General features: G+C 42.6%; 19 protein-coding genes and 1 pseudogene. 8 read left to right on the top strand and 12 right to left on the bottom strand.

Annotated elements, in window-relative coordinates; translation table 11 throughout:
- Position 1 precedes the first annotated feature (1 nt).
- The 5 genes and pseudogenes from ACFX4L_RS20545 to ACFX4L_RS20525 form a co-directional block, all read right to left on the bottom strand.
- Positions 2–1,408, bottom strand: coding sequence for an ethanolamine ammonia-lyase reactivating factor EutA (locus tag ACFX4L_RS20545; RefSeq protein WP_377406039.1), 1,407 nt, complete (start codon positions 1,406–1,408; stop codon positions 2–4).
- An 18-nt stretch (positions 1,409–1,426) separates the two neighbouring features.
- Positions 1,427–2,698, bottom strand: coding sequence for an ethanolamine utilization protein EutH (eutH, locus tag ACFX4L_RS20540; RefSeq protein ID WP_089362697.1), 1,272 nt, complete (start codon positions 2,696–2,698; stop codon positions 1,427–1,429).
- 146 nt (positions 2,699–2,844) lie between these two features.
- Positions 2,845–3,429, bottom strand: coding sequence for an ANTAR domain-containing response regulator (locus ACFX4L_RS20535; protein ID WP_377386397.1), 585 nt, complete (start codon positions 3,427–3,429; stop codon positions 2,845–2,847).
- Between the two features lie 9 nt (positions 3,430–3,438).
- Positions 3,439–4,812 (bottom strand): sensor histidine kinase, encoded by a 1,374-nt coding sequence (locus ACFX4L_RS20530; protein WP_061465286.1) that lies wholly within the window; start codon positions 4,810–4,812, stop codon positions 3,439–3,441.
- 316 nt (positions 4,813–5,128) lie between these two features.
- A pseudogene (locus tag ACFX4L_RS20525) lies at positions 5,129–5,328 on the bottom strand (SDR family oxidoreductase); the annotation flags it as partial.
- A 97-nt stretch (positions 5,329–5,425) separates the two neighbouring features.
- Between ACFX4L_RS20525 and ACFX4L_RS20520 the strand changes: the two are divergent.
- The gene (locus tag ACFX4L_RS20520) at positions 5,426–5,545 is read left to right on the top strand and encodes a DUF4023 family protein (RefSeq protein ID WP_061465287.1); all 120 of its coding nucleotides are present in this window, start codon (positions 5,426–5,428) and stop codon (positions 5,543–5,545) included.
- A gap of 51 nt (positions 5,546–5,596) precedes the next feature.
- Here ACFX4L_RS20520 and ACFX4L_RS20515 read toward each other — a convergent pair whose 3' ends face one another.
- The 4 genes from ACFX4L_RS20515 to brnQ all read right to left on the bottom strand — a co-directional run bounded on the left by ACFX4L_RS20515 (position 5,597) and on the right by brnQ (position 11,013).
- On the bottom strand, positions 5,597–6,292 hold the full coding sequence (locus ACFX4L_RS20515) for a hypothetical protein (RefSeq protein WP_061466258.1): 696 nt from the start codon (positions 6,290–6,292) through the stop codon (positions 5,597–5,599).
- 192 nt (positions 6,293–6,484) lie between these two features.
- A complete protein-coding gene (locus ACFX4L_RS20510) occupies positions 6,485–8,401 on the bottom strand; it encodes a vWA domain-containing protein (RefSeq protein ID WP_377386391.1) in 1,917 nt (638 codons plus the stop codon).
- Between the two features lie 15 nt (positions 8,402–8,416).
- The gene (locus ACFX4L_RS20505; protein WP_089362692.1) at positions 8,417–9,283 is read right to left on the bottom strand and encodes an ATP-binding protein; all 867 of its coding nucleotides are present in this window, start codon (positions 9,281–9,283) and stop codon (positions 8,417–8,419) included.
- A 398-nt stretch (positions 9,284–9,681) separates the two neighbouring features.
- A complete protein-coding gene (gene brnQ, locus ACFX4L_RS20500; RefSeq protein WP_377406037.1) occupies positions 9,682–11,013 on the bottom strand; it encodes a branched-chain amino acid transport system II carrier protein in 1,332 nt (443 codons plus the stop codon).
- Between the two features lie 361 nt (positions 11,014–11,374).
- Between brnQ and ACFX4L_RS20495 the strand changes: the two genes are divergently transcribed.
- The gene (locus tag ACFX4L_RS20495) at positions 11,375–11,941 is read left to right on the top strand and encodes a sugar O-acetyltransferase (protein ID WP_377386385.1); all 567 of its coding nucleotides are present in this window, start codon (positions 11,375–11,377) and stop codon (positions 11,939–11,941) included.
- A 43-nt stretch (positions 11,942–11,984) separates the two neighbouring features.
- On the opposite strand, the gene ACFX4L_RS20490 is transcribed toward ACFX4L_RS20495, so the two are convergent.
- Positions 11,985–12,629, bottom strand: coding sequence for an SDR family oxidoreductase (locus ACFX4L_RS20490; protein ID WP_377406035.1), 645 nt, complete (start codon positions 12,627–12,629; stop codon positions 11,985–11,987).
- A gap of 348 nt (positions 12,630–12,977) precedes the next feature.
- On the opposite strand from ACFX4L_RS20490, the gene ACFX4L_RS20485 reads away from it, so the two are divergent.
- Both ACFX4L_RS20485 and ACFX4L_RS20480 read left to right on the top strand, forming a co-directional pair.
- Positions 12,978–13,241, top strand: coding sequence for a CD3324 family protein (locus ACFX4L_RS20485; RefSeq protein ID WP_061465293.1), 264 nt, complete (start codon positions 12,978–12,980; stop codon positions 13,239–13,241).
- Between the two features lie 159 nt (positions 13,242–13,400).
- Positions 13,401–14,036 carry a FusB/FusC family EF-G-binding protein gene (locus tag ACFX4L_RS20480; protein ID WP_377406033.1) on the top strand — a complete coding sequence of 212 codons (636 nt, stop codon included), beginning with the start codon at positions 13,401–13,403 and terminating at the stop codon, positions 14,034–14,036.
- Positions 14,037–14,509: 473 nt separating this feature from the next.
- On the opposite strand, the gene gltD is transcribed toward ACFX4L_RS20480, so the two are convergent.
- Positions 14,510–15,991 (bottom strand): glutamate synthase small subunit, encoded by a 1,482-nt coding sequence (gene gltD / locus ACFX4L_RS20475; RefSeq protein ID WP_377387297.1) that lies wholly within the window; start codon positions 15,989–15,991, stop codon positions 14,510–14,512.
- A 16-nt stretch (positions 15,992–16,007) separates the two neighbouring features.
- Entirely contained in the window at positions 16,008–20,558 is a 4,551-nt protein-coding gene (gene gltB, locus ACFX4L_RS20470; protein ID WP_377387300.1) for a glutamate synthase large subunit, read from the bottom strand.
- Positions 20,559–20,692: 134 nt separating this feature from the next.
- Between gltB and gltC the strand changes: the two genes are divergently transcribed.
- The 4 genes from gltC to ACFX4L_RS20450 all read left to right on the top strand — a co-directional run bounded on the left by gltC (position 20,693) and on the right by ACFX4L_RS20450 (position 23,683).
- Complete coding sequence (gene gltC / locus ACFX4L_RS20465; RefSeq protein WP_061465298.1) at positions 20,693–21,595, top strand: glutamate biosynthesis transcriptional regulator GltC; 903 nt, start codon at positions 20,693–20,695, stop codon at positions 21,593–21,595.
- A gap of 229 nt (positions 21,596–21,824) precedes the next feature.
- On the top strand, positions 21,825–22,319 hold the full coding sequence (locus ACFX4L_RS20460; protein ID WP_318688226.1) for a spore coat protein: 495 nt from the start codon (positions 21,825–21,827) through the stop codon (positions 22,317–22,319).
- A gap of 116 nt (positions 22,320–22,435) precedes the next feature.
- Positions 22,436–23,035, top strand: a complete 600-nt coding sequence (locus tag ACFX4L_RS20455; RefSeq protein WP_377406031.1) for a hypothetical protein — start codon at positions 22,436–22,438, stop codon at positions 23,033–23,035.
- Between the two features lie 303 nt (positions 23,036–23,338).
- Positions 23,339–23,683, top strand: a complete 345-nt coding sequence (locus ACFX4L_RS20450) for a hypothetical protein (RefSeq protein WP_377387307.1) — start codon at positions 23,339–23,341, stop codon at positions 23,681–23,683.
- The last annotated feature ends 393 nt before the right edge of the window (positions 23,684–24,076 follow it).

The following is a 24,076-nucleotide window of genomic DNA, read 5'->3' as shown; positions in this document are numbered from 1 at the left end:
CTTAGTTGTGGAAGGTCAGTGTTTTTACGACAACCGGAACGACCCCTGTCCGCAGCAGCCTTCCTATATCTAAATAATCCCCATGTTCCACTTGTGTCTGATCAATGCAGATGACCGGCAAATCTGGTCGGTTCGCTAGAAATGTTTGACCAAGCACCTTCCCGTAATCACTGTCCATCACAATTATCAGAGGTTGCTGCTGATTCGGTTTTTGCATCAAAGCCTCGGTAAATTCGGCTGCAAGCTGCTGTATGTCCCGAAAAGATAGATAAGGTAAATTCGTTAAATAAAAGGCAAAATTCAGTCCTTCCTTTAGTGGATCGTATATCGTTATCGCATCCTGAACCGATTGTGCCATTATCCCGGTTCCATCATCCAGCACGCCTTGAAAATCGATGCGGTAGACTGGGATATTACGGACTGGCAGATGAGAATCATTCACCTCGATGGTAGCACCGCTGATTTCTGTTGTATGCGTGCCTGCTCCTAGAACAGTCGCCCGAACCGTTTCAACGGGCTGTTCCCACTCCCATGCAGCCAATACTTCATTTTCCTTTATAGAGGTTGCAAGCATCCTGCCGATATCCTGAAAGCTTTTGTCTTCCCGTTCTTCATGATAGATGCAATCACTGACACCTCCCGAGAACATCAACACATCTATTCGTCCTGTCCAAGATGGCTCCTTCCCCACTATTAGAAGTTCATCTTCTTTTGTGAATGAACCAGCCAAAAACCTCGAAAGCACCTTAGACATTTCATTTGCGATGATTACCCGATCAACATTCAAAGGTGAATGCCCTTTTGATTTCAGCCATTTTCCTATTGAGGGAGCAACCTTCACCTTCGCTCCCTCCCATTCCACCAAACGGCCTCCTATATGCAGTGTGCAAGTTCCGCAAAGCATACCAGAACGGTATACGGCAATATTCGCCGTTCCCCCGCCAATATCTATATTCGCTATAGTCTTTCCTGTCTCGATCGAATGTTGATAGGCACCAGATCCCTTTGCGGCAATGATTCCCTCCAAATCCGGACCAGCTGCCGCTACAAGGAATTCCCCTGCCGCTTTGGATAACCGGTATACCATTTCTTCTGCATTTTGTTTGGTTGCCGTTTCACCTGTGATGATGACGGCCCCTGTTTGTATGTTTTCCATCGTGATCCCGGCTTGATGGTATTCACTTTCCACCATACTTTGAACAGCAGGTATATCAATAACCGTATCGGATAAAAGCGGGGTCTTGAAAATGGGACTTCGATACAGAATTTTCTTATCGGTAATTTCTATTTTTGGCACCTGTCCGCCACCCGCAACATTCCTAAGCGAAAGCTCGCTGATAACAAGTTTCGTCGTACTAGTGCCAATATCGATTCCTGCACTGATGATTCGTTCCGTCTGTTCATTCATTAAATTCACACCTCAGTTTTACACCACTTGGATTTCATCGCTATCTTCTTCCTGGTTATTCGTTTTATATTCATTTATGCCGATGACTCCCGCTGCACGATCTTTTTCCTCCAATTCCAAAGCTTTCGGAACGGACAGCCAGTAAGCAAGACCGATTCCAATAGCGCCGGCAGATAGCTTGCCTACTATGACGGGTAAAATTAAGGATGGCTGAAAGTTGGCTGTGAAAGATAAATGATCGCCTAATAGGAAAGCTGCACACACAGCGAAGGAAATGTTTATGACCTTATCCTTCGGAGGCATATCTTTAACAAGTTTGAACATCGCCAATATATTGGCTACCGTGGCTAATATCCCTGCACTCCCCGCTTTGCTCAATCCGATTTTCCCGCCCATCACTTCAAGCGGCCTGCCCGCATATTTTTGAATCAAGTAAATCATTGGAAAAGCACCTGCCAGCATAATCCCGATATACCCTGCCGTTTCCAGGGCACGGAACTGATCCGCCTTATCGGCCATGATGGGATGGAACCCCCAAGCACCAAATACATTGGAAAACAGTCCGGTGAAAATCTCCACGATTGAAAACACGAGTACAAGTTTAATAGCGGCATCCAATATTTTCCCAAACCACATGAACCCTTTGATCATCAAATCCGGCAGGAAATAAAGACCTAACGCAAGCAGCACCACAAAAATAAGAAGTGGAGAAAGATTCAAGGCAATTTTCAAATAGCTCAACGCGAATTCGTGTGTAGAATTCGCATTCGTGGAAATCACTTCGCGAATTTTCGAATTCGTTGCCACCACTAGCACGCTTGAGATAAAGGCGCCAATGGGAATCGTCAGGATCCCTGACATGACACCAAGTGCCATGTATTTATGATCACGCTTCTCTAGCATGGCAAGCCCCATTGGAATCGAGAATACAATCGTTGCTCCAGACATGAATCCGACAATCATCGCCATGATCCAGCCTTCATATGATTCCTGCAGCTCGGCCGCCAATTGATAGCCGCCCATATCCGTTGCCAAAATCGTTGTTGCAGCGAGTGCGGGATCTGCACCGATCGCCGCGAAGATCGGTCCGCATACTGTATCGATGAACCATGATAAATAAGGGATCGAGGCCATGATTCCAGCTGCCGGGATAAATATATGGCCAACCGTATGCAAACCTTCCATGAACTGTTTGCCCAAGCCTTGCTCACTGTCTTTAATCGATGCCATTGCACCGACAACGGCACACACCATAATGATATAAATAACGAATTTACCTACCATCTCCATACATATTCCCCCTGAATTACGATTTGATTTGGCCTATCGACTTTAAAAAAGGGTATAAAAAAAGACGCCTCTTATAGCCCAAACTTTGGTTATTTCAGTAGAATTGCCTACCTACAACCAATTTGGTCCATCAAAGCGCCATTGCTTCATCTATTCACTTGTTTTTGATCCTTTGTAACGATTAGGCGTGCCACTGTCTCCATGGAAAGCTGCTTATCCATGCTTAGCTTTCTCAGTTTTTTGTAAGCGGTTTCTTCCGATACATTCTTCATTTTCATGATAATTCCTTTTGCCTTTTCAATGACTTTACGATTTGTGAGCGTTTCATCCAATTGGGCATTTCGTTCCTGATACTTTTTTGCATTGGCTGCTTGCAGTAAAGCTATCTCCACTGCGGGAATCAAATCCGCCTCCGTTATTGGCTTTACAAGATATCCTACGATATTTGCCCGTTTCGCCTCGTCGATATATTCACGCTGGCTGAATGCAGTTAAAAGCAGGACCGGTATCTGAAAGGTATTGGAAATCACCTCGCTAGCCTTAAGCCCATTCATTTTAGGCATTTTTATGTCCATCAAAACGAGATCCGGCTGCAGTGCATGTGCCAATTCAATCGCCTTCTCGCCGTCACGTGCATGTCCAACCACATCGAAGCCTGCATCCTTGAGCATAATCGTTATATCAAGGAGAACGATCGATTCATCTTCCACGACCAAAATCCTCTTGACCACGTCTCCCACCTACCTCTTGTATGGAAATCTTACAGAAGCCAGGGTACCACCTTTAATCTGGCGAATAGAAAACTCCCCTTCCAAATCATTTTCCACTGTCATACGGATGATATCCAGCCCCAAAGAAGGTTTCACTGCCGGCGAATATCCGATGCCATCATCCTTAACTTGAATCTCCAATTCAGAACCATCCTTGTGAAAGCATACAGTAATCTTCCCATCCGTCCCTTCCATGAAAGCATGCTTCACACAATTATGGATGAGCTCATTCACCACCAGCGCGACGGAAATGCCGATGTCGGAATCAATGGAATGAAGCTCCCCCGAATATTCAATGCTTATGACATTACGGGCATGATCCTCCGTACAAACAATCATATCTCCTATTTTCTTAATGAGCTCCAATAAATCCACGTGGTCGACATGGCTGCTTGCCAAAATGATTTCATAAACCGACGATATGCTTAACACCCGGTTCAAACTGACCAATAAATGGGGCTTGCTTTCTTCTGGGGCCCCTATCCTCATTTGCAGCCGAAGTAAACTGGCAACAGTCTGCAAATTATTCTTCACCCTATGATGAATTTCACGAATGGCTACTGACTTGCTAATCAGCTCTCTCTCTTTATCCCGCAGTTCAGTCAGATCCCGGATGATGATGAACGTTTCATTGGCATTCTTGTTGCCTAAATGGAACTTCCTTATTTGGAAAATCTTTTTACCAATGTTCAGTTCCATCATTAAAATCTCTTCTTTTGAAGCAAGAACATCGGCAAAGCCTGGAAAATAATTTAAAATGGAGTCCCCTAACACACAGTCGGTCAAACATATTTCCGTTACTAAATTAATGGCGGCGGGATTCGTATAGACAAGTCGGTTCTGGCTATTAATCAGGAAAATGGACTCTTCGATAAATTCGGGAACTAAGGAATTTTGTTGATCTTGCCTTCCAAACTGATTAAACGTTTCAGGTTCTTCTTGAATCACCTTCTCCATGATCAAAACGGCTATGACCCGATTGCATTCCCCCTTGACCGGAACGACACTTTGCTCCACCATCGCTCCCTCTTGAGTCAATGCGCGATTCACGAACATGTCCTTTCCGGTCCGCAATACATAAAATACTGCCGGCTCAAAAGCCTCATAGGCAAATTTCCCGACAACCGGATGATCATAAACCGATTTTACGGAATGTGCGCTTGCCTCTGCCACGACTATGGCATGCTTCCCTTCAAGCACCGGACAATCAATAAAGACATTCGCTTTATTCAAATTGGCTATCAACGATAAATTCGCAGACAAGTTTTCAAGAGTTTGAATATCCTTGTCCAGTAAATGAGTATGCATCTCACATAATTCTCGGACAGCAGTTGTCCGTTCCATAGGCAAAACCCCAATAAACGTTTATTCATGGATATTATTATTGATTATTATAGTTACCGCCCTTATTTTTGTCAATATTCAAAATATTCAAATGTTATGTATTCTAACATTAGATAACGATATTTAAATAGTATTCAATTTCATGGCCACCATTGCATTAGCAGGAGTCGCCTGGCAAAAATGGATCCGCTTTTACCCCTTGTTTTTTATCCGGTTCCTCTTATCTGGCGCTTTCTTATCATCGCTCAAACAATTCAATGGAATGGTTAAATTCAAATGAAAGAAATACTAGAGCAACTTTCATCATTACGTTGCTTTAATTGAATAAATTAAACGCCCTACTCGTCTGACCCGTAACCCATTGGGTTTGTTTACTCACTAAAAATGAAACCACATTGGCAATGTCATTCGTTTCACCTAAACGTCCGGAGGCATTCATTTTTTTCATCCCTTCAATTTGCGGCCCTACATAAACAACTCTGTGTTAACCGGTCCTGGAGCAGTTGCATTGATCGAAGCCTTGTTGATAAGCGAAGAATGTCCCCTTCCATACTCATGAATTTCACCTCTTTTGGTTATAGTAAAGAAGAAAATAACGGAGGAGGTCCATTCCATGAAAAGTTCAAAGGAATTTGTTGAGAGCATTCAAGAGCAGCAAAAAAAGGAAGAAGGCAATTTTCGCCGCCAAGGTAACGGCAACCCCGCGCAGAAATTACCGAATAAAAAACATTAATGAAGCCCATCACCAAAAAATCCCCGCCTTATATTAAGGCAGGGATTTTTTTCATTCCGGTGTACTTTTTTTCTTCTTCATCACTTCGATTTCTTTTGAAAATGTGTCTTCTATCTCCTTTTTATTTCCATATAAAAAGAGGTTATCCCCTAATTTAATTTTATACTCATATAACTCTTTCCTGATTTTCACTTCTCCGCTTTCAATAAATAAAATATTGATGTCCGCTCCATGTGGTATGACATCAAACACTTTGACATCAATGAATTCGGAGTCCTCATAAATATCAATCTCCATGACCACGTCTTCATCTTCTAAAAATAGGACCTCTTCTATCGGATGTTCCCATAATTCATAATGATTGTACATCTCACTGCGCATCTTATTCGATATTCTATTATTCAGGAACGGAGTTTTCACAAAAATGGCTAAAACCACCAATATTCCAATAATGATGCTTAACTCCATCAAACGAAGGTCATCTGTAAGCAATGTACTAATCGATGAAATGATGACAGCAAGTGAGAAGGCACCAAATAAAATCAAAAACATGCTTATTTTCCTTCGAACGGGATGATCAATAATGGATTTTGACTCGTCAGTTGTAAAACCGGTACCTGTAAGCATGGAGATAACCTGAAATCTGGCTACAGTGCTTTTTAATCCAGTCAATTTCAACAAGGTAACCGATATTTCAATAACAAGAACAATAATTATAAAATAAAGTAGCATAAACACTAAATTCATCAAAATGATCACTTCCTCATCTATGGTTTACCCCAATCCCGTCAAAGAAATCATTCACTTACTGCGAAGAACTGGCATGACAAACAAAAAAACACAGTAAGATCCAAATCTGAATCCTACTGCGTTTATCAATTTATCAATCAGCATCTATCATAACTTCCAATTTCATTATTATTATTATTATGTTTCATATCAAATGGTCTTCAGCAGTAGTTTTTTTAACAGCGGTGTAAATTGTTCGGGTAATTCAGCTACACTCGGAATCATTAACCGTTCTTTGCCATAGATGTTTTTCATCGTCATTTCTTCACTTTCATCTACGCTGCCATCCGCTAAAAACAGGCCTAAAACTTCTATTCCTTTTTTCCTTGCTTCTGATACGGCCAGATGTGTATCGACTATTCCATTTTGATCATAATCGGCAGCTGCCGGCTCACCATCGGAAAATACGAGCAAGAAACGGTTTTTTTCACGTCTCTTTTCCAATTCCATTGTGGCCACCCTGATACTGTATCCGTCCCGGTTGTCTTCCTCCGGTTCAAGCTGCATGATTTTCGCTCCTGAATTCAGATAAAAAGAATCGGAATGGGACTGGATTACATGGAAGTAATTCGGCTGATATCCTTCTCTCACTTCATTTGCATCTTCCCAAAAACCTACGATCGAGTGGGGGATCCTTAATTTTTTCAGCACTTCATGAAACAGGACGACCCCCCGTTTCGTTTCATCCATCTTGTTATGCATTGAAGCCGAGCAATCGATAAGCAATGTGAATACGGCATCCATTTCATTTGAATCCTGGTTCTTTTTATAAAAGACCCTTGGATTTTCTTCAAGTACAAGCGGCAGTAATTTTTTCGATAAACGACCAAAAACCAAATCTTTTCTTGGTGCATTCTTTTTATTTTCCAATGTCTTTTCAATTGTACTGGAGAGTTTTCTCTTAAACGGTTCGATATCGGCAACAAACTCACGGTAGCGCTTCTCCTCAGTAAGTGTTGGTATTTTGGCTTCTTTAATTACCTGAACGACGTCTTTATTTTCTTCACCAAATGGATGTTCACCACTTTTGCCAATATTCGTTTGTTTCTTCTCTAGGGTTTCCTGCTGATTGTATTCCTTTTGTTGACTTTCCCCTGATGAGCCCTGAATCGAAGCCAGTGCTTGGTCGGCATCTTCCGCTTCACGCGCACCTCCGCCCATCAGACTTGTTTTCGTTCCTTGCTCCAATTCAAATTGAAGAAAGGTCGAATTATTCTCGCCGTTCTTATTCTCTCGATGCCAAGTCGAGAACTTTTCATCAATGAACTCACTTTTTTCTTCGTCTACATCTTCTGTATCATCGTTCAACAGATCATCATTTCTAGTCAGTTCATCAAATAAGGTATTTGCTGTATACTTCTCCACATTTGCAATTGGGAAGATGAAATATTCATTCATCGTATCCTTGTACTCATCGTTCACACGAAATACGATTTGCTCACAGATCCTCGTGATATCACTGGTGTTATTGGCTTCAAAGACCGAATGGATGAAAGGTTTGATTTTCTCCAGTTCTTCCAGCTGCCGTACATTGGCCCTGGGGAAAATCGGGTCCGGCCTGTCGGATTGAAGCAGTAAATATATGAGGCAGTATAATTCATCCAGTGCAAAACTTCTTGTGACATTCGTTGCTAATTGGCTTTCGAAATATTGTTTAAGGTAAGCCCTCCTTACCGAAAACCATTTTTTCGTGCCTGGCCTTTCTTTTTTCACCAATTCTTCCAACCGCAAGTCTTCCAATATAGCGAATAATTGGGCTGCAAACTTCGGAAGCGAACTTTCCCCGATGATGTCCTGGTACTCCTTCATGCTCTGGATTGTTGAATGATGCAGCGTACCTATCGTCCTAAGGAGCACGTCTGTTTTCAGCCCGGCTTCCTTCACTTCCTTATTTCCGTTTTCCCAAAAATGGCTGGCTGTTACCTTATACTCGATCAGATCAATGAAAGAGCCATAATTGTATTCGAATTCCAGCTCAGGAATGCCGGATAAGACAGTCGAGAGATCCTGCAGCTGTAAAAAAAGGGCCGTATCAATTATTGAATCATTGAATCGGATATACTTCATGAGGCATTCTCCTAGTTAGAATAATGTGTCAGCCAAGTTCTTCACAAACTCACGCTCCCGTTCCTCGTCCAACTTATCCACAACGGAACGGAGAATTGCCCGTTTCGGCGGGATCAATACACTCAGATCGCAAGCATCGAGCAAAGCCCTGATCGATGCCGCATCTTCTGCCACTTTCCCTTGATTCACGGCATTTATCAAATCACTCGACAGTTTAACGAACAATTCAATGCTTCTTGGGTCCTTCAGCTTTGTATTGGTTTCTATCAATTGCTTTAACTGCTCCCCTTCGATATAAGGAACTTCAATGACGACAAACCTATTTTTTAGCGCTTCATTCAGTGGCACTGTACCGACATACCCTTCATTGATTGCAGCAATTACATTAAAGCCATCTTTTGCAGTGATGACTTCATTCGTGAACGGATTCGTTATCGTCCTTCTGTAATCAAGCACCCCATTGATAAGCGGCAGTGTTTCCGGCTTCGCCATGTTGATTTCATCTATATATAGGAAATGACCGTGAGTCATCGAATTGATCACAGGCCCAGGTACGAATTCTATCACCTGTTTTTCATCTTTATAAGCCAATGTCTTGAAGCCCAATAAGCTTTCGGCATCCAAGTCGACTGAGCAGTTGACACTGAACATTGGCTGGTTGAATAGATTCGATAATGTCTCGGCAAACTTTGTCTTTCCAGCCCCTGTCGGACCCTTCAAAAGGATATTCTTCCCCATGCTCAAGGCCGTAATGGCATCTATCATCAACTCCATCTCGGGAGGCAGATATCCGCCGCTCCTTATCAATTCCTCAAATTGAGCAGGATTCTTTTTGCTTGCTTGTAATATATTTGCGATTTCTATTGGTAATCGATTAATCATTTTGTTCCTACACCCCTTTCTGAACATTTTAAGGCTCTTTCCCATTAAAAACAAACACTAAGGAAAAGAGCTGTCATCAAGACAGCTCCAGTTTGTAGACAAACTCGAAGTAAAGCAGTTTGCCTGCAGTTTTTTTATTTGAGAAACGTTCCAGTTGATTGGAACGGGTGTGCGAGACTTCTGCGGGAAAAACGCGTCAAAGGGAGGCCCCACAGGTGCAAAGGCGCCGAGGTCGGACCTCCCGCGGAAAGCGAGTGCCCTACGTTCCAATCAACAGACCCTCAAAAAAACGGTAGGCAAACTCAATTATTATCGAGTTTGCCTACCGTCTGAATAGCTGTCATCAAGACAGCACCTTTCATGATTTGAAGTTCATTCTCATATAGTTAATGAAGACCTTAATAGGCTTCCCTAGGATCCCTTTTCATCAGGCTTATCATATAGCCCAATAAACCGCCTATTATGGCAGGAATCACCCATCCTACCCCTACACTATATAGTGGAAGGTATTGAATGAAAAGATCCGAAACAGTTTCCATTTTAATTCCTGATGCCATTAATCCATCCATTATGCTGATGATGGCCGTTAATAACAAGCTTACAAAGTATACCTCCGATTTCCCTTTGAAAAAGGAATGGAAGAACGTTAGCACAATCAAAACGATCGCCACGGGGTAAAGCACCGTTAACACAGGCACCGTAATGGAAATGAGCTTGGTCAAACCTACATTGGCAACAGCTGCACTAAAAACGGAGAAGATGACGACAAATGATTTATACGAAATAACAGGCAGTATTTTATTGAAGTACGTAGAACAAGCCGTTATCAACCCAATGCTTGTAGTTAGGCATGCTGCGATCACAATCAATCCCAACAACACTGCACCGGCCGGTCCGAAAAAATGATGTGAGGCTTGAGCCAAAACGTCTCCGCCATTATCCAGATGACCCAGTTTTTCCACACTTGTCGCTCCGACATAAGTCAAGGCCGTATAAACGATCACCAACAAAGAAGCGGCTATTAAGCCGGCTTTCATGCAGAAGCCTAATACTTCTTTTCTTGAAGTGATTCCCTTATCTTTGATTACATTAATGATAATGATCCCAAAAGCAAATCCAGCCAGTGTATCCATGGTCAAATATCCTTCTTTAAATCCTTTAAAGAAAGAATTATCTGAATAATCTGCCGATGGTGACTGGATTTCACCCATTGGGTTAATAATTGCGACCACAATGAGGATCCCGATGAAAATCAATAATAACGGTGTTAATATTTTTCCGACAACATCCAGCATTTTTGATGGATTGATCGATAATAAACAGGCAATTCCAAAGTATATGATCGTGAATACCAGCAATGGTAAAAAACCGACGTCATTGGAAAGGAAAGGTTTAATCCCTATTTCGTAAGATACACTCCCCGTTCTCGGAAGAGCGAAAAGCGGTCCCAATGATAAATAAAGAACGACCGTGAAAATGATGCCGAACATCGGGTGTGCCCTGCTTGCAAGCGATTGGACATCATTTTTGCCTGAAAAACCAAATGCCAATATTGTAATGAATGGCAATCCAACCCCAGTAATGATGAATCCTAAACTAGCCGACCATAAATTGGTCCCAGCGGATTGACCGAGCATGGCAGGGAAAATTAAGTTTCCTGCACCAAAAAATAAAGCGAAAAGCATTAATCCTGTAACAATAACAAAAGAAAGTGGTGCTTTCTGTGACATAATGAGGCCTCCATTGTTTTAATTCTCTTAAACGAAGAAAAGAGTTGTCCATCAATTTCCGATAAAGGTTAAATGAACTTCTGTCTATTCTACTTATCTGTTAACATGTACTTACATGAAACTATGAATTATACATAACTCTCCTAACTATAAAATCCGATGGAACGTTTGTCAAAACTATCTCATTAATTATTCGGAAAAATCTTTCTTTTCTTACTTCTTTTTATGAAAATGAGTGAGGCATTTAGATTCAGCAGAAAATTTGAGTAAAAAGTACTGCAATTTATTTTGCGAATAAAATGTTTTAATATTCAGATATTTATTAATTCTATATAAATACAAGAAAAAAGGAGAAGGAAATATGATTACTGAAAAAGAAAAGATGGTGAACGGGGAACCCTATATGGCTGCTGATCCGGAATTAATAAGGGATAGGGAAAATGCAAGAAAGTTAACCCGGTTATACAATCAGACAACCGAAAACGAAGGGGATGAACGAACCTCACTGCTGAAACAGCTTTTCGGTTCCATTGGAACAAATATATATATTGAACCCACTTTTCGCTGTGACTATGGATATAACATTACTGTCGGGGAAAACTTTTATGCCAATTTCGATTGTGTCATTTTGGATGTTTGTGAGGTGAAAATCGGCAGGGACTGCATGTTGGCTCCCGGAGTGCATATCTATACTGCCACACATCCGCTGGATCCCTTCGAACGCTGTTCTGGAGTGGAATATGGAAAGCCGGTTACGATAGGGGATCATGTATGGATTGGCGGAAGGGCCATCATCAATCCTGGCGTTACAATTGGGAGTCATTCCGTCGTCGCCTCAGGGGCCGTCGTAACAAAAGATGTTCCTGATGGCGTTGTTGTCGCTGGAAACCCAGCGAAGGTCATCAAGCAAATTGAAGGAATTGAATAGCAGAGCTCACTCGCCCCTGAGTGGCCCTGCCTCCATTTGTCCGTTAAATATTCCTCAATGCTTCCGCAATCACAGTATCCCCAGAGATTAAATCGAAAGAACGCTTGTAGGTATTTTCCTCTGTCAATGACGCAAAAATCGTTCGAGCCACATCTTCCCGTGAAATCGAACCCCTTTCCAATTCTTCAGCGGCAGTCACTTTGCCCGTTCCCGGTTCGTTCACTAGTCCGCCAGGCCGAATGATGGTAAATATTAAATCGCTATGTAACAATGCCCTATCCGAATAGTGCTTGGCCACATAATACGGTTTGATGGCTTCATTCCAGTTTTCGCGATTATTGGCCTGAAAAGCACTCACCATGATGAATCGGTCGATTCCCAAATTTTCTGCCGCTTCAATCGTTTTAACAGCACCATCCAGATCAATCAACAGCGTTTGATCAGCTCCGGTGCTTCCTCCGGATCCCGCTGTAAATACGATGGCATCACAGTCTTTTGCCGCATTCGCAATCTCATCAACTGAGCCCGTTAAGCTGACGACTGCAGATTCGATTCCATTTTTCTCAAAATGTTGCCTTTGTTCTTCTTTACGAATCATTGCCCTTACACTATGATCCGGGCTATCTTTTAATAAATCTACCAGGTGTTTACCGATCTGCCCATTTGCCCCAACTACGAATACTTTCATAAAGTCAGCTCCCATAATGGTTAGTTTGGTTACAGTTCAAATTATTTCATGTACACAGCTCATTTTCAAACAATCAGCCCGTCATACATTGGAAAAAGTTTGGCAACCAGCCATATATATTTTATAATAATGACAATACGTGTTCTTTAGGGACATAAAGGGGAGGTGTAAAGATGGCAATAAGAATATTAATGCCACCTTCTGCAGCGTCTCATGCAAAGCCTAGTATTGGAGGCGATACTTTGCATGGGGTTAAATTAAGCTAAACTTAATCGCCCGACTTATCATTTCTAATATTTGGCTTTGCACCTTATTTCATTCTTAAAAAAGAATAAGGGGCTGGCAGAAATGAAATATGTAAAAGCGACGGCCGTTTTGCCTGAAAAGCTGATCGTTGAAATTCAAAAGTATGTGCAAGGTGAAACCATATATATCCCTAAACCTGAAAAGGCCCATCACAAATGGGGAACCCGTTCGGGATCAAGGGAACTGATCGATGACCGAAATGCCACTATCAAATATGCATTCAAAGATGGTCATAGCATCCATCAATTAGCCGAGGAATATTTTCTCTCCGCGGAAACCATCAAGAAAATCGTTTATTCCAAATAGGATTGCATGTGTAGCACTGATAATGATATCAGTGCTATTTGTATGCCGAGTATGTTTCTTAGTCGTTTTCCCCCTTTTAAAGCAGATATGATTTCTGTAAAGTAAAGAGAAACGGTATCATGTGACAAGTATCGCGCAACAGAAACAGGAGTGAAGAAAATGGAACCTTTTATCAGAAGCGAGCAGTATAACTTCATTAAATCACAAACACAGATTCTCATAAATGGACACGCGACCGCCAACGATAAGGATGTGATCCACACCCTGAAAACAGTCGCAAAAGAAAGGGTTTTAAGCTTATTCAATGACTTGAGCGAAGAGCAAAAACAACTGCTGGATCCAGTGGATACCATTAAAGATCCCGCACAGGCCGAAGTCTTTCTCTTACAGGTAAAGCCATTTGTGATCCCATTTAAAGAAGTAACCGAAAAAACGATAAAAAAATTATTTCCTAAGGCAAAGAAATTAAAAGCCCCTTTGTTGGAAAACATGGATTTGAGAGAGATTTCATACTTGGGATGGGATGATGTCGGTTCCGGAAAAAAATTCATCATTGCACACCATCATAATAAACTCACAGGATTGCACGGAACCATTAAACCAACCAACAAAAAAGGAATCTGTGCCATTTGCAGCCGCTTTGAAGAAATAGGGATGTTCATGTCCGAAACAAAAGGAACCGTCCAAGGGACATTCATAAAAAAAGGGAATTATATTTGCCTGGATAGTATGAAATGCAACCAGAACATAACGACTTTAGATAAAATGAATGATTTCATCGAGCGCTTGAAATAGTACGAAAAAGCAATCCTTTAATGGTGAAGGATTGCTTTTTCAAGTTTGGGCTTTTACTCGAAAGTTTCGGCGCTTTACTCGTGAGTTTCAGCGTTTTACTCGTGAGTTTCGGCGTTTTACTCGTAAGTTCGTGCACTTACTCGTGAGTTTTGGCGCTTTACTCGTGAATTTCGGCGTTTTACTCGTGAGTTTCGGCGTTTTACTCGTGAGTTTCGGCGCTTCACTCGTGAGTTTCGGCATTTTACTCGTGAATTTCGGTCGTTTACTCGTGAGTTTCGGCGTTTTACTCGTAAGTTCGTGCACTTACTCGTAAGTTCGTGCACTTACTCGTAAGTTTTGGCGCTTTACTCGTGAATTTCGGCGTTTTACTCGTGAGTTTCGGTCGTTTACTCGTGAGTTTCGGCCATTTACTCGTGAATTCCACTTTTCCCACAATAAAAAAAGGAAGCACCATATGGCACTTCTTTTTTCTATTAAGGCAATACCGTTGCGCCCATCAAGTAGCGGTCCACTTCACGTGCTACTTCACGGCCTTCATTGATCGCCCAAACGATGAGGCTTTGCCCTCTTCTTGCATCTCCGGCGGCGAAAACGCCTTCGACATTCGTTCTGTATTCGCCATAGACGGCATCAATTTTTTGATTGACTGTTTCAACGCCAAATTGAGTTAATAGTGGCATTTCCGTTCCTTCAAATCCGATTGCGATGAAAACGAATTGTGCAGGCCATACTTTTTCAGTTCCCGGAATTTCCCTGAAAATGTATATTCCATCATCGCCTTTGATTTTTTCCATGGAGATTGTGTGCAGTTCTTTAACATTGCCATTTTCATCGGCTACGATTTTCTTTGTTTGGATTGAATATTGACGCGGATCTGCACCAAATTTCGCTTCCGCTTCTTCATATGCATATTCAAGGGAAAATACATTCGGGTAGGCAGGCCACATATTATCTGATGTACGGGCCGTCGGAAGGATTGGATGCTTCCCGAATTGTACGACGCTCTTACATTCCTGGCGAAGGGCCGTCGCGACACAGTCAGCTCCTGTATCCCCGCCCCCGATGACGATGACATCCTTCCCCTTAGTATCTAAAAACTTGCCGTCTTCAAAATTGGAGTCCAACAGGCTTTTAGTCGAAGTGGTCAAGTAATCCATTGCTAGGTGAATGCCTGATGCCCCGCGGCCATCAATTTCCAGGTCACGCTGCTTTTGGGCACCTGTGCACAGGATGACTGCATCGTATTGATTTTGCAGTTCTTCGGCTGTTATATCTTTGCCTACTTCTGTATTGGTAATGAAATCGATGCCTTCCTGGGTCAATAATTTGATTCGGCGTGCAACGACTTCCTTTTCAAGTTTCATGTTCGGGATGCCGTATGTCAACAGCCCGCCTGCACGGTCTGAGCGCTCATAAACCGTGACCGAATGACCTGCTTGATTCAACTGGTCGGCACTCGCCAATCCTGCCGGGCCTGAACCGATGATGGCAATTTTCTTGCCGGTCCTGCTCTCAGGGATGCGAGGTGTGATCCAGCCATTTTCAAATCCTTTATCAATGATGGTCCGTTCAATGTTCTTGATGGTAACGGCAGGATCGCTTATCGCTACCGTACAAGACCCTTCACATGGGGCAGGGCAAACGCGCCCTGTGAATTCAGGAAAATTATTCGTTTTCGACAAACGGTCCAATGCTTCTTTCCATCTGCCGCGGTAAACCAAATCATTCCACTCCGGGATCAGATTATGAATCGGACAGCCCGTGGTGACCCGGTTCAACTCCATGCCCATATGGCAGAAAGGGGTGGCGCAGTCCATACACCGCGCTCCCTGTGTACTTAACTTTTCATCAGAGAAAGGAGCTGTATATTCTCTCCAGTCGCTTAAACGAGTGAGAGGATTCCGGTCTTTTGGCTTTTCACGCTGGTAATCCATAAATCCTGTTGCTTTTCCCATCTTTCTCTCCCCTTCCTCACTGCATCACAGCTTGTTTAGTGATTTTTTTATCTTGAACGGCATTCGCCTGAAATGCACTCATGACCGCTTCCTCATCCGATAACCCTGCATGCTTCTGCTCATTGATGCTTTTCATCATCCGTTTGTAATCTTTCGGAATGACCTTTACGAATTTCTTAGCGAAACCCTCCCAGTTCTCCAATACATAAGATGCCTTGGCACTCTCTGTATAATGAAGGTGGCTGTAAAGCATTTCTTTTACCTTGCTTGCATCTTCCATATCATCAAGCGTCTCGAATTCTATCATTTCACCATTGCATAATGCCTTGAATTCTTCTGCATCATCAGCAAGTACATAAGCGATGCCGCCTGACATGCCTGCCGCAAAGTTTTTGCCGACGTCGCCCAGAATGACCACGCGTCCGCCTGTCATATACTCACAGCCATGGTCTCCAATTCCTTCAACGACGACATTGACTCCACTGTTCCGTACTGCAAATCGTTCTCCGGCACGGCCATTAATGTAAGCCTCGCCGCTTGTTCCGCCGTATAAGGCGATATTTCCGGCAATTACATTGTCCCCGGCCTCAATCTGATTGCCTGCAGGTGCCGTGACAATGATCTTCCCGCCAGATAAGCCTTTCCCAACGTAGTCATTGACATCACCTGTCAAATACATCGACATCCCTTTTGGAATGAACGCACCGAAGCTCTGGCCCGCCGATCCTGTAAAACGAAGTGTGATCGTATCTTCAGGCAACCCTTCCTCACCGTAGCGTTTGGATACTTCACTGCCGACGATCGTTCCGACCACACGGTTCACATTGGTAATCGGGAAGCTGACATCCACCTGGGTTTGGTCATTTAAAGCAGGCTCCACAACAGGTAAAATCTCACGGATATCCAAGGATTCTTCGATTTTATGGTTTTGAGGAAGTTGATACGTACGTATTCCCTCCGGTTGGAAAAGAAGTGTCGTCAAGTCCAGATGCTTCGCTTTCCAATGGTTTTGTGCCCGCTCGCTCACTTGTAAAACATCAGTGCGGCCAACCATCTCTTCTAGTGTTCTAAAACCAAGCTCAGCCATCGTTTCCCGCACTTCCTCAGCGATGAAGCGCATGAAATTCACGACATGATCCGGATCTCCAGTAAATTTGCTGCGAAGCTCAGGGTTTTGAGTAGCTACCCCCACTGGACATGTATCCAAATGGCAAGCACGCATCATGACACAGCCAAGGACCACAAGCGGTGCCGTAGCAAAGCCGAATTCCTCCGCACCAAGGATGGCTGCCATGACCACATCGCGCCCCGTCATTAACTTTCCGTCCGTTTCAAGGACTACACGGCTGCGCAGGCCATTCAGCATCAGTGTTTGGTGTGCTTCGGCAAGGCCCAGCTCCCAAGGAAGACCGGTATGTTTGATACTTGTTTTTGGTGAAGCACCCGTTCCGCCATCATACCCGCTGATAACGATGACATCCGCGGCTCCTTTGGCCACACCGGCTGCAATCGTGCCTACGCCTGCTTTTGATACAAGCTTGACGCTGATCCTGGCATCACGATTCGCATTTTTCAAATCATGGATCAGCTGTGCCAGATCTTCAATCGAATAGATATCATGATGCGGAGGCGGTGAAATCAGGCCGACACCTGGTGTGGAACCACGTACCTCTGCGACCCAAGGATATACTTTGTTCCCCGGCAGCTGGCCGCCTTCACCTGGCTTTGCACCTTGCGCCATTTTGATTTGAAGTTCATCGGCATTTACAAGGTAATGGCTTTTCACTCCAAAACGACCGGACGCAATTTGTTTAATCCCGCTGCGGCGGTTATCGCCGTTTTCATCCACTTGGTAACGGCTAGGGTGTTCCCCGCCTTCACCGCTATTGCTTTTTCCGCCTAAACGGTTCATTGCAATCGCTAGTGTTTCATGTGCTTCCTGACTCAATGAACCGAATGACATAGCGCCCGTTTTGAATCGGCTGACGATGGATTCCACGGATTCCACTTCATCTATTGAAATGCTTTGGCGCTTTTGATCGAACGAAAATAAATTCCGTAAAAAACCAAGTCTCTCTTCATTCGCCAAGTTTGAATATTGCTTAAATAAATTATAATCGCCTTTCCGGCAGGCCCATTGCAGTGTATGGATCGTTTTGGGATTGAACGCATGGTGTTCCCCTGTTTTTCTCCATTGAAAATCACTACCGCTTTCAAGAGTTTGATCATACGAATCAGCTGCAGCCTTCCTATGGCGAATCAACGCTTCTTCCGCTATCGTTTCCAAATCTATCCCACTAAGCTGTGATGCCGTACCGCTGAAATAACGTTCGATTACGTCAGCGCCGATTCCGACCGCTTCGAAAATTTGTGCGCCGCGATAACTTTGAATCGTGGAAATGCCCATTTTCGACATCACCTTTACGATGCCTTCTGTCAACGATCTTACATACTTCCTTACCGTTTCTTCGTAGCTGATGGCTAAACTGCCTTCCAATACAGCCTGCTTATATGTTTCATAAGCAAGGTACGGGTAAATCGCATCCACTCCATACCCGATAAGGGATGCGTAATGATGGACTTCCCTTGCTTCCCCCGATTCAACGATAATGCTCACTTTCGTACGGTTCCCATGACGGATCAGCTCTTGATGAAGGGAGCTCGCAGCCAGCAGGGAAGGAATCGCAGCCTTTTCTTTGCCCATATCCTTGTCAGATAATATCAAAAGGCTGACACCATCAGCGATCGCTTGTTCCGCTTCACGGCAGATGCGATCGAGTCCGTTCTCTAAATCTTCTGAAAATATAGTGTGGATGACTTTGCTTCTGAATTCCGGAAAGGCATTTTCTTTCAACTGCTGCATTTGACCTGGCGTCAATACAGGTGAATCCAATTGAATGCGGCGGCTGTTCGTTTCATCCGGTTTCAGTAAATCCCCTTCCGCACCTAGAAATGTCATCGTTGATGTGACGATCTGTTCACGAAGCGAATCGATTGGCGGGTTGGTAACTTGGGCAAAGGATTGCTTGAAATAGTTGAAGAGCGATTGCGGGCGATCGGATAAGACCGCTAACGGAATGTCATTCCCCATGCTGCCCAGTGGATCTTTGCCTTCCTTAATGACCGGCAATAAATATTTTTGGACATCTTCATATGTGTATCCGAACGCTTTTTGCCTGAATAACAAATCATTCAATGGCTCCCCTTCAATCACTGGCTCTTCATTACTTAATTGGACAAGCTGTTCGTCCAGCCATTGCTGGTATGGATTTTCCTGGGCCATTTCGGACTTGATTTCTTCATCGGAAACAATCCGCCCTTCCTCTAAATCTATTAAAAGCATTCTGCCTGGGCTTAAACGGTCTTTATATAATACATTCTCCGGCTCCACATCGATCACGCCGACTTCAGAGGAGAAAATGATGTAATCATCTTTTGTCACATAATACCTTGCCGGCCTTAAACCATTTCGATCAAGGATGGCCCCGATTTGTTTGCCGTTCGTAAAGGATATGGCCGTCGGACCATCCCATGGCTCCATGAGCATGCTATGATATTCATAAAATGCCTTCTTTTCCTTCGTCATATGTGGATTTTCGGTCCACGGTTCTGGAATGAGCATCATGGCCGCGTGTGCCGGCTTACGCCCTGCAAGCACGAAGAATTCAAGTGCATTATCAAGAATCGAGGAATCACTGCCGTCTATATCCAAAATAGGCAGGACCTTTTGCAGGTCATCCCCGAATGCTTCTGAAACAAACTGCTGCTCACGCGCTTTCATCCAATTCACATTACCTCTAAGCGTATTGATTTCGCCATTATGGATCAGGTAACGGTTTGGATGTGCCCGTTCCCAACTAGGAAAAGTATTCGTGCTGAAGCGTGAATGCACTAAAGCGAAAGCAGAAACGAAATCCTCCTGTTGAAGGTCAAGATAAAAGGCATCCACCTGCTCTGGTGTCAACAATCCTTTGTATACGATCGTAGTACTTGAAAGGCTGGCAAAATAAAAACGATTGCCGCGTTCACGAGCCCAGTTTTCAGCTTGTTTTCTGATAATGAACAATTTACGCTCAAAAGCTAAATCATCTGTCATCCCAACGCTTGCCCCGATGAATACTTGGCGGATCGTCGGGCATGTCTCCTTGCCGACCTCCCCGATTTTCGTTGCATCAACAGGAACCGTTCTCCAGCCTAATAGCGTTTGGCCCTCTTGTTCGATAAATGCATTCAAACGAGCTTCGATTTCATTCCGCTCATCATCGTTGTTAGAGAAAAAGAGCATGCCTACTCCATAGCGTCCTTTTGCCGGCAAGTTCATCTCCGGGCATGCCAGCCTGAAATATCTATCAGGAATCTGCACCATTAATCCTGCACCATCTCCTGTAAGGGGATCGCTGCCTTGTCCGCCGCGATGATCTAATTGGCACAGCATTTTCAGTCCTTGTTTGACGATGTCATGTGTAGCAAGCCCTTTTAAATGAGCATATAACCCGATCCCACATGCATCATGTTCAAATTCAGGATGGTAGAGCCCTTGTGCTTTTGGTATTTGATTGTATGTCATATTAATCGCCCCCATCGTATTCTTACACCGGTATGTCACTTACATTTTATTCTAGGTTTTCAAATCGATATAAACAATATATAATTCTAATAAAATCTATCTCAATTTGAGATGAATGGTAGGAGGATGAATAAATGGAACTACGACAATTACGTTATTTTGTTGAAGTTGCCGAGAGAGAACACGTCTCTGAAGCCGCAGTGCACCTGCATATTGCACAATCAGCAGTCAGCCGGCAAATCTCCAAATTGGAAGATGAGCTTGGCGTTCTTTTATTTGAAAAAACCGGCCGAAATATTCAGTTAACTCCAATTGGTAAAATATTTCTATTTCATGCAAAAACGGCTATACAAGCGATAGAATATGCCAAATATCAAATTGAGGAATTTTTGGACCCTGAACACGGAACCATTAAAATCGGGTTCCCGACCAGCCTCTCCACCCATTTGCTGCCTACCGTCATTTCCGCTTTTAAAGATGAGCAGCCGAATATCGGGTTCCACTTAAGACAGGGATCTTATTCCTCTTTAAAGGAAGCCGTCAAAAATCGCGAAATCGGATTAGCCTTTCTTGGACCAATCCCGATAAACGATCCAGATATCGAAGGTCATATCCTGTTCACGGAAAACATTTCCGCTTTGCTGCCCATAACCCACCCATTGGCGGAAAGGAAGAGTCTGCGCCTAAGTGATTTACGAAATGATCCATTCGTTTTGTTTCCCAAAGGATACATCCTTCACAGTATCGCTATCGAAGCATGCAAAGCAGCCGGTTTCGCACCGAACATCACCTCGGAAGGTGAAGACATGGATTCCATAAAAGGGCTCGTATCAGCCGGAATTGGGGTCAGTCTGCTCCCTGACAGTACCTTTTATGAAGTCACTCCAAGACTGACTGTCAAAATCCCGATCGACACCCCTGAAGTCAAACGGACTGTTGGCATCATTACACCAAAAAACAGGGAATTGGCACCATCGGAAGAACTTTTCTACCAATTTGCCAAAAAGTTTTTCTCTGTTCTCGAGCAATATCAATAAATCATGGTTGAGGATGTTCCATTCATCTTTCATGCATTCAGCCCCATCAGCATTAATACGGTAAAGCCGCCCCTCTTTCCGGAAAAAGCGTATGGAAGCCAGGGGCGCAATCCTTTTAAACTATGAATGTGAGCGAAGGGCCTTTTCCATAAATGATTTCATTAGACAACTTACCTATAGCCAACTGTTCGAATAACGTATCAAGATTATTTGTACAGAAGGAATTGATATGAAACCCACCCATTCACATCTTGCTTGGCATGAAACACTGGAACTTCATGAATTGGTCGCAGCCCAGTCCATTACCCTTATTAAATTGAAAAAAGCCTATCCGACAATACAGGACCCCATTCTAAAAACGATTTACAGGCAAACCATTGATGCCCTTGCCCAAAACATCATGGAATTGCTGCAATTTTACCCATTGACACCTAAGACGGACCTGGATGGCGATGTATTAAGGGATGAAGCATCGGCCGCTGCTGCCGGAGAATTGCTGGGGCTTGCCAAAACATCCATCAAAAATTATGCAGGTGCCATTTCTGAAACAGCCACCCCTTCCCTTCGAAAGGTATTTATTAAACATTTAAATGGAGCCATCGATATCCATTTCAAGATTTTCAACTACCTTTATGAAAGAAATCTCTATCCTGCTTACAACTTAAACCAATTGCTTCAAAATGACGTGGATGTTGCCAATAATGCACTTTCACAGCCATTCTAAATGCAAAAAAGGTAAGTGCACCGATCGCTTGCCTTTTACCCCGTTCCGACTCTTAAATGTTATAATATTTAATAATTGGGTTTAATTAGGTTAATACTATCAAGGGGGTGAAATACATGAAAAAGATCATATTATCCATCATCATATCCCTGCTCTCATTTTCTTTAGCCGCCTGTAAGGCTGATGATCCAAAACCCGAGAATACCCTTTCAGTTCCTGAGTTATCAGCAAGGGAAAAAGCCATCCTTGAGAATACAAGTGAACATTTCTTTCTTGTCGATTTCAATGTTGATGATACATACAAGAAGATGGCCGTCTGGGTCGAAAAATATGAATTTGGTAAACTTGTCGCACCTGAAATGGGACGCATGACAACTGCCGTCAAAGATAATGGGACAATCATCTTTACGACTTCCAAAACGGTTGATGGCCAAAATCTATCGATGTTCAACATCAGCATTCAAAACGACGATGGTACGTATACAGCCACCTATCCTGAAACCATTGCTGAAAAGGGTTCCAGCGTTTGGGGCAGTCCTAGTAAATTCAATATAAACAACACAAAAAAGCTTGCGTTGGCGAGTATTTGTTATTCAAGCCGAGATGAAGGAATACATACACTTTCCAATGGTTTTTACAATGACATGGATCGTCATATGGAAGAGTTAAAGGAATACGATGTCGTCTACCTTCTGAGAAGTGAATTTACTAAATGAGCTTACAAGTGCAGGAGACAAGTTGAATCGAACTTGCCCTGCACAGTTTGTTTTTCATTCAAATTAAACGCAAAACTAAATTAAACGAATTAAAGAGAACACGATGAAATTTCCAATTGAGTTCTATAATGATTACTGTTGACTATTACTCTAGGTATTACTTTTGGTTTTACACTTCAAATCAGTGGAAAGCTATTATTTTTTAAATATGAAATATGAAAAGGATTGATTAAAATTAGAGCGATTAATGCTAGATTTAAAAGATTAATGAGATTGAAAAATCCCTAATTTTTTCAAGTAGAATTGTCCGATGAAGAACAAAATGCATTTTTACTAATACATGATAAAAATAAAAATCTAAAGAATGTAGAAGATAAGTTTATAGATGTCTATCTTTTATCAAATTTCGAATTATCTGACTTATCTTATCAAGACGTACTAAGCTACAATGAAGATCTTTTAGGGATGAAACATCAGTGCTCTTATCATGTACATACTTTAAAAGTAGAAGAAGAGTTTGTTTTTGATTTTCCTTTTGACATGATGAGTATTCGAAATTATGTACAAGAAAACTTGATAAAATTAAATATCAAAGAACAACTTCCTACCTTTCAAGAAGCTGACTTTGATTACTTATCTCAAGATTAAAAAACAAATGAACAAAAACTATGTAAAAATCATTTTAAGTTTATCTCTCTATTAATCATAGCTATATTTTCTTCAATAGGACTGACGAACATCAAAAATGGACACTTTAAACCTGATGAAAGAAACAATCAAACAGAGTGGGGATCATCTATAGCTAATGAAACACATATATCAGGATATAAAGAATGGATTAAACAATGAAGATTGGTAAAGTTATGAAGGGGAAATTGGGTTTATAGATGAAATTAAATAACTCTAAGTGACAATCTATATTCACTTGTCCCTTTTCTTAATGAAAGGCTCTTTTCGTAAAAATATTGTTGTTTTTAAAACGAAACTATTTAAGGTTGATTGGAGCGGAAGTGCGAGACTCCTGCGGGAGCAGCGGGACAG

The organism is Peribacillus sp. YIM B13482, from assembly GCF_042787975.1.
Classification (GTDB): domain Bacteria; phylum Bacillota; class Bacilli; order Bacillales; family DSM-1321; genus Peribacillus; species Peribacillus simplex_A.
The sequence above is the reverse complement of the archived record's forward strand: the minus strand, read 5'-3'. Positions and strand labels throughout refer to the sequence as shown.